The sequence below is a fragment of the Paraburkholderia atlantica genome (assembly GCF_009362785.1).
GTDB lineage: Bacteria > Pseudomonadota > Gammaproteobacteria > Burkholderiales > Burkholderiaceae > Paraburkholderia > Paraburkholderia atlantica.
Genome location: NZ_WHNQ01000003.1, coordinates 116,597 through 129,702, shown reverse-complemented (window position 1 = coordinate 129,702; position 13,106 = coordinate 116,597). Strand labels below are relative to the sequence as shown.

The following is a 13,106-nucleotide window of genomic DNA, read 5'->3' as shown; positions in this document are numbered from 1 at the left end:
CCAGGCTCATCGCGAGACACGATCTACCACTTCGAGCACGAAGTGCGCGACCACGACCACGCCGGTGGTCAGGGTCGCGAGCCAGCAAAGCGCGCGTAGTGACCAGTGCGCGACGAGTTCGCCGACCGCTTCGCGTTTCGCACTCAATAGCACCAGAAGCACCAGCACGGGCGTTATCGTCATACCGTTGACGACGGCGCTCCAGTACAGCGCCTTGACAGGATCGACGTGCCATAGGCCGAGTGCGAGACCGAGCAGCGTTCCGAATCCCGCGAGCGCAACGAGCAAAGCGGCAATGCGCCGATCACGTTGTTTGCCGCGGGGCCAGTCGAACGAACTCGCGACCGCTTGCGCGGCGGAACCGGCAAGCGAAGGTAATGCGAGCAGCGCCGAGCCGATCAGCGCAAGCCCGAGCAGTGGGCCGGCGTAGCCCTTCAGGAGCGGCTCGAGCGCCCGCGAAAGTTCCGCAGGTTCACCAGGCTGCGTTTGTGCGACATGCAGCGTCGCCGCAGCCGCAATCATCATGCATAACGCGGCCACGCTCGATAACGCTGTGCGCACCAAGGTCTGCTTGCGCACTCTGCGCAGCTGCTCCGACGAACGTCGATCGCCCCGCGCGGCGTGCTGTTCGTGCTGCCGATGTTCCTCCTGAGCTTCCTGCTCGGCCTGCGAAAAAAGCAGATAGGGACTCATCGTCGTACCGAGCACGGCCATCAGCATGGTCACGAAATCTTCCTTCCACTCGACGTGTGGCACGAGAGAGCGCAGCACGACCGTGTGCCACGGCACATCGACGATCAGCAGCACGCCGACGTACGCGAACATCGGCAGCATCAACCATTTGAGCACCTGCGCATAACGCGCATACGGGATAAACCACTGCAGTGCGATCGACGTGCAACCGCACGCGAGCGCGAGCAACCATAGCGGCCCATGCGTGAAGCGTTGGATGACTGCGGCCATCGCCATCACATTGACGGCGATGTTCAGCGTGTTCGCAATCACGAAGCGCGCCACCGCGAAATAGAAGAACACTGGCGAATAGTGCGCGCGCATGTTCGCCGTCAGGCCATGTCCGGTGACGGCGGCGACCCGCGCCGAGACCAGTTGCAGCGCAACCATCGACGGATACGACAGCACGCAGGTCCACAGCATGTCGTAGCCGTACCACGCGCCCGCGAGTGAATAGGTGGCAATGCCGCTGGGATCGTTATCGCAGCCGAGACTTGCCAACCCCGGCCCGAGATCGGCGGCCCATGAGCGGGCAGGCTGCGACGACGAAGTGGGCGTACCACCTTGTGCGGCGGGGGACGCGGTGCGTCTGTCGGGGGGAGAGTGCATGCGGCTGATCGTCGGGAAACCGGAGATGCTGTAGCGCTCGCACGAAACGTTCCTTCGTCGAATCGTTTCGCGGCTCGCGTATACGAGCGTTTGCGCGACGGTTTCCTCCCAGGCGCAGGTCGGCGATGAAGGACTTTGGTCGTATTGACCCACGCCGGTTGCCGCGGGTCTTCGGCGGTTCAGGTCGATACCACGACAAGCATCAGACCAAAGTCTCATATCAGAGGCGATTTTCCGTCGCTACTCTTCACCAGCACCGTGCGCGGTCAAAAGGGCCAGAGCTCGTTGCTGCCCCGCCCAAGCCACGAACCGATCCCGGCTGCAGCCCAACATTCAGCGCGCTGGCGTCACGACAGTCGTCGCGGCGATCGATGGCCTCGATGGAGCCGAGGCAAACGCGCACATGGCTTCGCAAGGGGCCGCGCTCGACCGGCACGATTATCGGCAGGCTGAAGCGTATTGGCGGCGTCTGAAAGCAGTTGCATGTCCCGAGGTCGCGGCGCGGGCGCGGCACGATATCGACATGATCAAGAGCTTCACAGCGAAGTCTCAACGCGAACAGAATCGTTAGCGAACCGTCGTCGACACCACCGAAGCGCTGACCGGTGCTATATTTTTTGCGTCTTCAATGATTCTTCCCATCTCGCGCCACATGCAGCAGACCACGTCGACGGTAAAGCCCGCCGTGTCGGATATTTCGCCATTAATGACACTTGAAGAGAACGTGCATCGCGTGACTACGCGCGCCGCAACCGTCAGGGTCGTGCGCTAATGGAAACGAGCGACTACGACGGGTACACGTTGTGGGGGCATGCCATCCTTCAGCAGGAAGGCGAGGGCATCCTGCAACCGGAGCGCTATGCGGCGAGCGGAACCATTACCCGGGGCGGAAAGCTGATCGAAGCATCGGGCATTCTCGGACTATTCGATAGCGAGGAAGAAGCCCACCATGCAGGCCTCGATTGGGCGCGCGCGTGGGTGGATGCGCATGGATGAGCGTGACCGTGGCCTACGTTTCCCGCTTGCTGCGTCCATACAGCAGCAACATCGCCGCTATCACCACGCCGTAGATGATCTGACGTCCGGCCTCCGGCATCTGCGCGACTGAAAGGATCGACTGCAGCAGCGTGATCAGAATCGCGCCCGCCACCGTGCCGAGGTATGAGCCTCTTCCCCCCAGAATCGACGTGCCGCCGAGCACGACTGCCGCGATCGCCGGCAGCAGGTAGGCATCGCCCATCGACTGTGCCGCCTTCGATGCATAACCGGCGAGCAAAACGCCACCGAATGCCGCGAATCCGCTGCACACCGCAAATGCGGCCACGGTCACGAGCCGCGTATTGATGCCGGACAGATACGCCGCGCGCTCGGTATTGCCGATCGCGTACAGCGTGCGGCCGAAAGTCGTACGCGACAGCAGAAACACCGTGGCGCCGCCGATCACCACCCACAGCGCAACGGCATTCGGCACGCCCGGTACGAGCCAGCCCGCCGCGAGCCATCGCATCACCTGTGGTGCGGAGTCCTGCGGCGACGATCCGCCGGTATAGACGATCATGATGCCCTGCGCGACCGCATTGGTCGCGAGCGTGGCGATCATCGACGGAATGCGCAGCAGCGCAACCAGGATGCCGTTGACGACGCCGATCAGCACGCCGCAACCGATCCCAACCGGAATCGCGAGGATCTGTCCGAGTTCGCCGTGTCCCGCTACCGCGCACGCCATCATTGCGCCGACCGTGATCGTCCACGGCAGTGACAAGTCGATGTGGCCGAGCAGGATCACCATCATCAGGCCGGTCGCGATGATGCCGAGGAATGCGCCGACCTTCAGTTGCAGCAGGATGTACTCCGGCGACGTGAAGCTTCGCGAAAACATTCCGCCGACGAGCAGCAGCGCGACGATGCACGCGAACGCGATCACGATCGGTTTGTCGATTCTGCGCGTGAGCCTCGATACGAACGTGGTGCGGCCGGTTGCCGAGACGTGGCTCATTGAAACCACTCCAGACGGTTGCGTACCCTGAACAGCCCGCATGCGCCGATCGCGACGGCAAGCAGAAGAATCACACCCTGGAATAGCGGCTGCCACAGCGCATCGACGTTGAACACGAACAGCAGGTCACCGATCGAGCGGAACGCGAATGCGCCGAAGATCGCGCCGATCGCGCTGCCCTTGCCGCCGAGCAGCGACACGCCGCCTATCACCACCGCGGCGATCGAAAACAGCGTGTACGAGTTGGCGCTGCCGAGGCTCGCTTCGCCGGTGTCGGTGAAGAACGTCAGAAACAGGCCGCCGATCGCGGCGAGCAGGCCGGCTAGCGTATAGCTCGCGAACTTCGCGCGGCGGATCGGCATGGCGGACAGAAACGCCGCGGGTTCGGACGAACCGGTCGCGTACGCCGCGCGCCCGATTGCCGAGCGTTTGAACGGAACCCAGACGAGCAGTGTGGCTGCGAGCAGAATCAGCAGGCTCGCCGGCAGCACGCCGGCGACCTTGCCGGTCAGTGCGTCGGCGAGGGCCTCGTTGATCGAGCCGCCGGGTACGGGGCGCAGCAGCAGTGCGAGTCCGTAGAAGACCGCGCTGGTCGCGATCGTCGTCACGATCGGCTGCAGCCGGCCGAAAATGATGATCACGGCGTTCAGCGCGCCGCACAGCGCGCCCGCCGCGAGCACGCCGACGATGCCGAGCGCGCTGTGCAGCGCGTCGCCGGTGACGATCCACGAACCGATGCAATTCGTCAGCACCAGCGTCATGCCGATCGACAGGTCGATGCCGGCCGTCAGCACGACGAGCGCTTGCCCCATCGAAACGAGCGCGAGCAGCACCGCCTTGTTCGCCGCCGTCTGAAACACGTTGGCCGACAACGCCGACGGATAGTTGAACAGATAGATCGCGAACATCAGCACGAACAGGCCGAACGCGAACACCGCCCCGCGATTCTCCGCATACCAGTAACGCAGTCCGCTCATAGCGCGACTCCCGTGGAAGGCGAAATCTGTCCGACGGGCAGGTCCAGGGCGCTGGCAATCAGGTTCTGCTCGGTGATCGCCGAGCCGACGAGTTCCTTCTTGATCCTGCCTTCGTACAGCACGAGCACGCGGTCGCAGCAGCCGATCAGCTCGTCGTAGTCGGTCGAATAGAACACGATTGCCGCGCCTTCGTCGGCGAGGCGTCTGAGCAGCTGATACAGCTCCTGCTTGGTGCCGACGTCGATACCGCGCGTCGGGTCGCTGAGCAGCAGTATTCGCGGCTGGCGGATCAGCCACTTCGCGATGACCACCTTCTGCTGGTTGCCGCCCGATAGCGAGCCCACGGGCGCGTCGACGCTGAACGACTTGATCGCCAGCAGCTCCATCATCCGGTCGACCAGCGACTGCTGGCGGTCGCGATCGATGACGCCGGCGCTGGACATGCGATCGAGCGCGGCAAACGACAGGTTCTCGCGTACCGACATCGGCAGCATCAGGCCTTCGGTCTTGCGGTCCTCCGGGATCAGCGCCATGCCGATGCCGTTGGCGCGCGCGGCCATCGGGCTGCCGATCGACACGGCTCTGCCGTCGACCTCGATTGTGCCCGCGCAACCGCGCAACACGCCGAACAGCGCGAGCAGCAGTTCGCGCTGGCCTTGTCCGTCGAGTCCGCCCAGCCCGAGAATTTCACCGGGCTTCAACGAAAAGCTGATGCCTTGCAGCGTGTCGTTCCACGCGAGATCACGACACGCGAGAATCGGAGCGGCGGCGCGGCGGTTGGCGGGTTTGTCCGGAAACACATGCTGGTACTTGCGGCCGATCATCATTTCGACGACCTCGTTGTCGGTGCGCGTGCCGGCCTCGAAGCTCATCACATGACGGCCGTTCCGGTAGACCGTGCATTCGTCCGCGAGCGCCTTCACCTCGTGCATCCGGTGCGAGATGAACAGCAGCGCGAGCCCCTCGTCGCGCAGGCGCTTGAGCACCTCGATCACCCGCGCGACGTCGGCCGCGGTCAGCGCCGACGTCGCTTCGTCGAGAATCAGGATGCGAGGCTCGTGCGCCAGCCCCTTGGCAAGCTCGACCATCTGCTGGCGCGACAGCGGCAGATCGCGGACTTTCGCAAGCGGATTGATGTCGGCAGCGCCCGCTCGGGCGAGCGCCTCCTCGGCCTGGCGGCGCTGGGCCCGGCGGTCGATCATGCCGAAACGTCGCGGCGGGTTCGACGCGAAGATGTTGTCCGCCACGCTCAAGTCGGGGATCAGCGACAGCTCCTGATACACGCACACGATGCCGGCCGCGTTCGCCTCGGCCGGCGAAGCGAACGAGACCTGCCGGCCCTCGAAGTGCATCGTGCCCTCGTCCGGCTGCACGACGCCGGACATCGCCTTCAGCAACGTGGACTTGCCCGCGCCGTTTTCGCCGAGGATCGCGTGAATGCGGCCCCTCTTCACCGTGAGCTCGGCGTGATCCAGCGCGACCGCGCCGCCGTAGCTTTTCGACACGCCAGACATCTGAAAGAACGGCTGCGCTGCATCCTGCGGCATGCTTCGTCTCCCGTCACATTCCGGCCATCATCCGATCACTGGTTGCCCTGGGTCTGCTTCATGATCTCCTGCGCGGAGAAATTGATGCCGCAAGTCGGAAACGAGTTGCCGACGAAAAAGTTGTCGGAGTCGTTCGGGAAATAGTTGACGCCAGACTTCAGCTTCGAATCGTCGGTGACGTCGAGCGGCAGCTTGATCGAGACCGGGACCGTCTGGCCGTCCAGCGCGGCGAGCGCAGTCTTGATCGCCACCGCCACCTGCGCGGGACCGGTGCCCGCCGACGTGCACTTCAGGCCCTGGCCCCCGTACTGCGCGCAGAACTTGCGAAAGCCATTCTCCGTCTCGCCGCCGAAGGGCACGAACGGATGCTTCGCATCGATCATCGCGCGCACGACGCCCGTGTCGCCGCCTTGCGCCGAGATTCCATCGAAATGACCCTGCACGGCGATCGCGTCGGCGGCGGCCTTTTGCGCGACCCCGTCGTCCCACTTGCCGTAGACCTGCACGACGTTCCACTTCTTGCCGGTGTCGTCCAAGGTTTTCATGAAACCATTGTGCCGGTCCGTGTCGACCGACGTGCCCGCCACTCCGCGAACCTCGAGCACCTTGCCGCCGTTCGACAGGTGGTTCGCGAGCCACTTGGCCCACAGCACGCCGAGCCCGTACTGGTCGACGTTGACGTTGATTGCGTCTTCGCTGTCGAGGATGTTGTCGAACGCGATCAGCACGACACCGGCGTTCTTCGCGCGGCGGATCGCGGGGCCGAACGAGGTGGGATTCTGCGCGTCCACGATGATCGCGTCGTAGCCCGCATCGATGAAGTTGTTGACGGCCGAGATCTGCGCCGGCACGTCCTCGCCGGTCGAGACGACCTTGAACTCCTTGAGCTTCGCGGCGACGGCCGGCTGTGCCGCATAGGCTTTGGCCGTCTTGATCATCTGGATGCGCCAGGTGTTCGCGATATAGCCGTTCACGAGGGCGATCCGGTAGGGTCCGTTCTTCTTCGGATATTTGATGTACTTCGTGTCGCTCTTCCAGGGGACCATGCATGTGGGGTCGCTGGACGGCCCGGAAACGATCGTTGCCTGCGCGAAGGCCGCGCTTGCGCACAGCGTGAATGCCGCGGTCGCCGCCGCTCGAAGCACCTGGATTCCTGAAAGCATGTCGTCTCCTTTTTGTTGGATTGAACTTGCCGATTGCCGGCGAACATGGCGGTCATGAATCGCCGCCGAATTCTATGCGTGAAGCAGGGAATCTTGCGGAATGTGCTGCAGCGGGGCTGACTCGGACTCGCCGAAGCAGCGGAACGACTTCTTCAAAGGCGTCGCCTACGAAGCAAAACGAAGGGACGGCGCGAACTCAGTCACGTCTGACAGTACTGGCATACCAATCCGCGCGCGATAGTGGTTTACCACGGCGTCGCGGCGGCCTCGAACGGTCTGAAACCCCTGCTGAATCGGTTCGAGGGCCAACAAGGGTGGCGCTCGGCCCGAGGCGGCCTCGTTCGTCAATTGGTGTACCATTTTGTCGAACTCGAACCGATCCTTTGGCCGCTTCGAAGCTTTCTGGAATCCTGATGGACGAGCTTTCACACACGCCAAACGGCCGCGGCGCCGACGAGGACGCGACCGACCGTTCCTATGTCGGGCTCGCGAAGCAGATCCACGATCTGATCGCCGCCGGCGACGTCGGGCCGCGTGCGCGCCTACCTTCCGAGCGCACGCTGGCCGACCGCTTTGGCGTGAGCCGCACGCAGGTGAGGGAGGCGATCATCGCGCTGGAAGTGCAGGGCGTGGTCGAGGTTCGTGTCGGGTCGGGTATCTATGTGGCAGACGCGCCGGACGCGCGCTCCGCCATGTTCAAACTGCCGCGCGGGCTAGGCCCAATCGAGACGCTGCGCGCGCGGGTGGTAATCGAAAGCGGGATCGCCGCGTTAGCCGCTACCGAACGCAAAGATTCGGACCTCGACCGGCTGTTCGCCGCGTTGCGCGCGATGCGCGAAAACATGCACGACAAGGCGGCGAACGAGGCCGCTGACCGTGATTTCCATCTGGCGATTGCACGCGCGACGGGAAACGAAATGCTCCGGCTCGTGGTGACCGCGATGTGGGACAACTCGCGCGCCGACCCGTTGTGGAAAAAGATCGAGGAGCACTTCCATACTCCCGAATTGCGGGCGGCTTCGCAGGATGAGCATCAGCGCATCTTCGCGGCGATCATGGCGCGAGATGCGAGCGCAGCGCGCACGGCGATGCAGGCGCATCTGACGCGGGTCATCGGCGAATTCACACAGGCGTGGCGTTAGCCCATGTGGCGGCGCGCGACCTGCTCCGTCACGGCTCTGTCTCGTCGCCGGCAACGTTGTCGAGGAACCGGGCCAGTCGTTTGGTGTCGGCCTTCGTCCAGCCCTCGGGCGGCATCACGCTGGCCCAACCGTTGACGTAGTCCTCCGCAGAGTAGTTGTGGCCGAACCCCGGCGGCACCGCGAGCTGGTGAATCATATCGCCCACCGCCTGCACGCCCGAGACGATCGGAAACCAGTGCATCGCGCGAGGCATGTCGAAGCCGCGAGGCGGAGCCATCCATTCCGGCGGCCACCAGAACGCCCTGACACTCCAGAACACAGCCGGATCGGCCGGATGCTGAAGGTACACGATTCGCGGGGCCGGCCAGTCGGCACTTAATGCCACCTGATGCGGGTCGCGATTGAGGAACCGTACGACACGCCCCCCATTGAAGATCGGCTGCCAGAAGGGCGACCCGCGATCGCGCTCGCGGGTGAGTTGCGCATGGATGAGGTTGCTTTGTTTGGCGCCGGCGATCAGCACGCCATCAGTCGCGGCCACCATATTGGCCACCGACGCGGATGCGTCCGCTCCCACGAAAGGCGCTTCCACTCCCGCGGCGCCGAGGCTCTTGCCGAACAGAACGAGCTTCGGCCGCTTTTGCGGTGGGAGCGTCGACCAGCGGGCGCGAACCGCGTTGAAGAGCGTGATGCCCGCCTCGTCCGCGAGCCCGGCGTCGATGAAGATGGCGTAGCGGCTAGGCAGGAAAGAGTATTGAATCGCCACGATGGCCGTGTCGCCGCGGTGCAGTTCCTCCAGCGAGGCGGCGGCTTTGGGCACGATCCAGCCCGTGCCGGTGGGTATCCACACGACCAGCACTTTCCGGTCGAACCCGCCCGCGCGCTCGAGCTCGCGGACCGCAATCCGCGCCCGCTGTTCGAGCGAGTCCGCGGAACGCACCCCCACGTAGACCCTCACCGGATCGACCAGCCTCGCATCCGCCCCGTGGAACTTCGCAAGCTCTTGCCTGCTTGCCGCGGTCGCAACGAAGTCGCGCCCCATGCGTCCCAAGCTGTCCCATGCGACCAACGACATGCTGCTGCCGGACACCGTGGGCGACGTGGGGGACAGGGTTCCCTCGGTCGTGTTCTCGTTCCTCGGCTCGTGGACGAGATCGGAGCCCGTGGCGAGGGCGGGAAAAGCCACTCCGCGACCGAGCGCTGCGCCAATCGCGATGATGAGCAGCGCTGATGCCGGCACCGACACGATCGACGGCACGTGGCGCCGGATCACCCGGTTGACTGCGGCGACGCCACGAGCCGTCATTCGCCCGATGACCACCAGCAGCACCGCGGCCAACGACGACACCGCGCTCATCAGCACGCCGTCCACCCAGCCGATGGATGCCATCCCCATGAAACCACGTTGCTCGTTCTGCCAGTCGAGCCATAGCTTGGCGCCATCGAATAGTGCAATGAGCCACGCCGCTGCCAGAACGATCCCGATGCGCCGGCGGATCTCGCTGCCGGGCACGCGCCCCCATCGCTGCAGCAGCCGATGCACGCCGCGGCCGGCCAATGTGCCTATCCCGTAGCCGATGGCCAGACAAAACGCGCCGACCACGGTTTGCGTTAGCCACGACCGCGGAATTAGCGTTGGCGTCAGTGACTGCCACCAGAACACGAGCGCGAGCAACGAGCCGCTGAGCGTCGGCGTCCGAACTGCGCCTCGGAGCCCGGCAGCTATTGGCTCGTGGGAATTCCGCATGCGTGCTCGCTCAGATTGGCGCAACTCGCACCTCGTTCCCGCGGGTCATCCGCAAAGGAGTCGAAGACACGAGTGCTGATTTAGACGGTGCTTCGGGCCATGCATCGCATTGTATTTAGCTTTCTCTGCGTCGAACAATCTCGTGGCCTGCCAGTGACGCTACCGAGCCAGCGCGCACGCTGCTTGCTCGTCGTGCTGCGATCGGCTCCCACGACGTAATACCCGCCACTTAAAAATGAAAGATCGATCCACAATCCTATGCGTGCGCGACAGCAAGCTGCTGCTGGTCGCTCGCTCGCGCTCGCGCTGGTCGCTGCCCGGCGGCACGATAAAGCGGCTCGAAACCCCGCTGGACGCTGCCCGACGCGAACTGGAAGAAGAAACGAACGTCGTCGAGGTCCACCTGACGTATCTGTTCCAGTTTGGCGGACTGAACAAGCGGCATCATGTTTTCCTCGCCGAGTTCGCGCGCGACATATCACCTGAGCCCGGCAATGAGATCGCCCAGTGCCGATGGTTTACTCCGATCAAGATCGAGACCTTGTCAGCCAGCATACCCACCCGGGCGATCGTCGGTCTGTTCATTCGGCTTGATGATCGCGGCTATCGGCGCGGCAGCGGACATGGGCGCTTCGTCGGTCAGTAGCATGACTGTGCATCGATGCGGCGGCCCGCTGAAAACAGGGCAGCATGGCTGAATTGACCGCCGAAGCGGAATATCTGGAGCACTGCCGGGCGCTACGCTGTTGACCGGCGGGGCGCACAGGTCAGATAGCGCGAAGCTCCCGGCGACGCGCCGGTGAGCGGCAATGCACGTCATTTCCGCCTACGAACGCCGGCCAGCACCGTCGCGAGTTCGTCGATGGTGAACGGTTTGCTCAATGCGGTCCAGCGAAATGGCAGCGCTGGCAATTGCGGGTTGGCGTATCCCGACGAAAACACGACATGCAGTGAAGGCGCTCGCGCGGTCGCCTGCTTCGCCAGTTCTATACCGTCGATATCCGGCATCCGCAGGTCCGTGATCAGCACGTCGAAGGGTCCATTTGCCAGCCACTGGAGCGCCTCACGCGGCGACGTGGTGAATTTCCCCGAATGCCCGAGCAAGCCGATCAGTTCGTTGGTCGCTTGGGCCAGATTCATGTCGTCGTCGACCAGCAAGATGCGCAAAGGGTCGAGAGGGCCGCCGAGCACCGTATCGCGCGAAGTTTTACTACGCGCGGGGGCGCCACCATCGAGCACCTGACGGATCTTATGCGCAAGCTGCTCGCGGCTGTACGGTTTGCTGAGCAGGTCGACGCCCGGGTCGAGCCTGCCGCCATGGACGATCGCGTTCTGTGTATACCCCGACGTGAAAAGAACCTTCAGATGCGGCAGCAGCCGTAGACCTTGCGCGACCATGTCCGTGCTGCGAAGCGGACCCGGCATCACGACATCGGAGAAAACCAGATCGATATGGACGCCGCTGCGCAATACGGCGAGCGCTTCCTCCGCGGCGTCGGCTTTCAGGACCCGGTAACCGAGGTCCGACAGCGTGTCGAGGGCAGTCGACTGCACGTTCCTGTCGTCTTCCACCACGAGGATCGTTTCCGATCCTCCCTTGGGAGCCGGTGTGACGCGTGGCGGCAGCTCGACTGCCGGCCGGCTGGAGCGGGGCAGATACAGTTTGACCGTCGTGCCGTGCCCGACCTCGCTGTAAATCTTGATATGGCCGCCGCTCTGCTTGACGAAGCCGTATGCCATGCTGAGCCCGAGACCCGTCCCTCTGCCTTCCGGTTTCGTCGTAAAGAAAGGATCGAAGGCGCGATCCACCACGTCCGGCGACATGCCTGTGCCGGTGTCGGTGACGGCAAGCAGCACGTACTGGCCGGCCTGGATGTCCGGTACCGAAGCGACGTACTCGTCGTCCAGCATCGCATTGGAGAGCTCCATCGTCAGCTTGCCGCCCTCGGCCATCGCGTCTCGTGCGTTGATCGCGAGATTGAGGATCACGTTTTCCAGCTGGTGAATATCGACGAGCGTGTTCCACAAGCCGCCGGCGACGACCGTTTCCACGTCGATCGTTTCGTCGAGAGCCCGGCGCAGCAGATCGTCCATGCCGCGAAGAGCGGAGGCCAGGTTGATAACGACCGGCTGTAGCGGCTGCCGCCGTCCGAACGCGAGCAGTTGCGACGCGAGTTTCGAGCCGCGCTCGACGGCTGTTATCGCCTTTGCCACGCGTTCGCGAGTCCATTCGTCGCGGTAATGCCGGCTGTCGAGCAATTCCAGATTGCCGCGCAGGATTTGCAGCACATTGTTGAAATCGTGAGCAACACCGCCGGTCAGTTTGCCGACTGCTTCCATCTTTTGCGACTGGAACAGCGCCTTGCGCGTGTCCTCCAGCATCCGGCTGGCTTCCATCCGCTCGGTGATGTCGCGCGTGATTTTCGCAAAGCCGGCTAGCGTCCCATCTTCGTCGCGGATTGCATCGATCACCACGTGCGCCCAGAAGCGCTGGCCGTCCTTACGCACCCGCCAGCCCTCGGCTTCGAACCGGCCCTCCCTGGCCGCGATCGACAGCCCCCGTTGCGGCAGGCCCGCCGCGGCATCCTCGGGCGTGTAGAAACGCGACAGGTGCGAGCCGATGATTTCCTCGGCGCTGTATCCCTTGATCCGGCGAGCGCCGGCGTTCCAGTTCGTGACGATCCCGTCGGGAGAAAGCATGAAGACCGCGTAGTCCGTCACTCCGTTCACGAGCATGCGAAAGCGCCGTTCGCTCTCGACGACGGCATCGTGCGCGGTCTTCTTGTCCGTCATGTCGCGCACGATCTTGCCGAAGCCGAGCACATGCCCAGTGTCGTCGGTCAGAGCGGTGATCACGACATTGGCCCAGAACCGTGATCCGTCCTTGCGGATGCGCCAGCCCTCGGACTCCGAGCGGCCGGTGCTTCGGGCGATATCGAGCAACGCTGCGGCGCTGCCTTTGTCGCGATCGTCCTGCGTGTGGAATATGTCGAACCGCTGCCCGATGACTTCGTCCGCCAGAAAGCCATGAATTTTCTCGCCGCCGACATTCCAGGTACGAATGATGCCTCCCGGCGAAAGTCCGATGACCGCGTAGTCTATGACGGAGTCGATCCACCGCTGGGCCCAGTCGTCAGGCATTGATGGTTCGCCTTGCGCGCCGTCAGGTGCTCGGTAGTCGCCGGGTTTCGGA

The 13,106-nt window shown here is 63.9% G+C and carries 11 protein-coding genes; 4 read left to right on the top strand and 7 right to left on the bottom strand.

The window, feature by feature from the left end; all coding sequences use genetic code 11:
• Positions 1-6: 6 nt before the first annotated feature.
• Positions 7-1,341, bottom strand: coding sequence for an NRAMP family divalent metal transporter (locus tag GCT19_RS05100; RefSeq protein WP_193727373.1), 1,335 nt, complete (start codon positions 1,339-1,341; stop codon positions 7-9).
• Positions 1,342-1,744: 403 nt separating this feature from the next.
• Between GCT19_RS05100 and GCT19_RS42610 the strand changes: the two genes are divergently transcribed.
• Positions 1,745-1,912, top strand: a complete 168-nt coding sequence (locus GCT19_RS42610) for a hypothetical protein (RefSeq protein WP_193727372.1) — start codon at positions 1,745-1,747, stop codon at positions 1,910-1,912.
• Between the two features lie 200 nt (positions 1,913-2,112).
• Entirely contained in the window at positions 2,113-2,337 is a 225-nt protein-coding gene (locus GCT19_RS05095; RefSeq protein WP_013093657.1) for a hypothetical protein, read from the top strand.
• 13 nt (positions 2,338-2,350) lie between these two features.
• Here GCT19_RS05095 and GCT19_RS05090 read toward each other — a convergent pair whose 3' ends face one another.
• Genes GCT19_RS05090 through GCT19_RS05075 form a run of 4 tightly spaced genes read right to left on the bottom strand, consistent with a single transcriptional unit; the run spans position 2,351 to position 7,024 of the window.
• On the bottom strand, positions 2,351-3,337 hold the full coding sequence (locus GCT19_RS05090) for an ABC transporter permease (protein ID WP_013093656.1): 987 nt from the start codon (positions 3,335-3,337) through the stop codon (positions 2,351-2,353).
• The gene (locus GCT19_RS05085; protein ID WP_013093655.1) at positions 3,334-4,314 is read right to left on the bottom strand and encodes an ABC transporter permease; all 981 of its coding nucleotides are present in this window, start codon (positions 4,312-4,314) and stop codon (positions 3,334-3,336) included. The genes GCT19_RS05090 and GCT19_RS05085 overlap by 4 nt, the downstream gene beginning before the upstream one ends.
• Positions 4,311-5,861, bottom strand: a complete 1,551-nt coding sequence (locus tag GCT19_RS05080; RefSeq protein WP_152851217.1) for a sugar ABC transporter ATP-binding protein — start codon at positions 5,859-5,861, stop codon at positions 4,311-4,313. Before GCT19_RS05080 ends, GCT19_RS05085 begins: the two co-directional genes overlap by 4 nt.
• 35 nt (positions 5,862-5,896) lie before the next feature.
• On the bottom strand, positions 5,897-7,024 hold the full coding sequence (locus GCT19_RS05075) for a sugar ABC transporter substrate-binding protein (protein ID WP_013093653.1): 1,128 nt from the start codon (positions 7,022-7,024) through the stop codon (positions 5,897-5,899).
• A gap of 413 nt (positions 7,025-7,437) precedes the next feature.
• On the opposite strand from GCT19_RS05075, the gene GCT19_RS05070 reads away from it, so the two are divergent.
• Positions 7,438-8,166: a FadR/GntR family transcriptional regulator gene (locus GCT19_RS05070; protein ID WP_018436265.1), complete on the top strand. Its 729-nt coding sequence runs from the start codon at positions 7,438-7,440 to the stop codon at positions 8,164-8,166.
• 28 nt (positions 8,167-8,194) lie between these two features.
• Here GCT19_RS05070 and GCT19_RS05065 read toward each other — a convergent pair whose 3' ends face one another.
• Positions 8,195-9,841, bottom strand: a complete 1,647-nt coding sequence (locus GCT19_RS05065; RefSeq protein ID WP_152851216.1) for an alpha/beta-hydrolase family protein — start codon at positions 9,839-9,841, stop codon at positions 8,195-8,197.
• Positions 9,842-10,148: 307 nt separating this feature from the next.
• Between GCT19_RS05065 and GCT19_RS05060 the strand changes: the two genes are divergently transcribed.
• Complete coding sequence (locus tag GCT19_RS05060; RefSeq protein WP_152851215.1) at positions 10,149-10,559, top strand: NUDIX hydrolase; 411 nt, start codon at positions 10,149-10,151, stop codon at positions 10,557-10,559.
• Between the two features lie 170 nt (positions 10,560-10,729).
• Here GCT19_RS05060 and GCT19_RS05055 read toward each other — a convergent pair whose 3' ends face one another.
• The gene (locus tag GCT19_RS05055; protein ID WP_152851395.1) at positions 10,730-13,054 is read right to left on the bottom strand and encodes a hybrid sensor histidine kinase/response regulator; all 2,325 of its coding nucleotides are present in this window, start codon (positions 13,052-13,054) and stop codon (positions 10,730-10,732) included.
• Between the last annotated feature and the right edge of the window lie 52 nt (positions 13,055-13,106).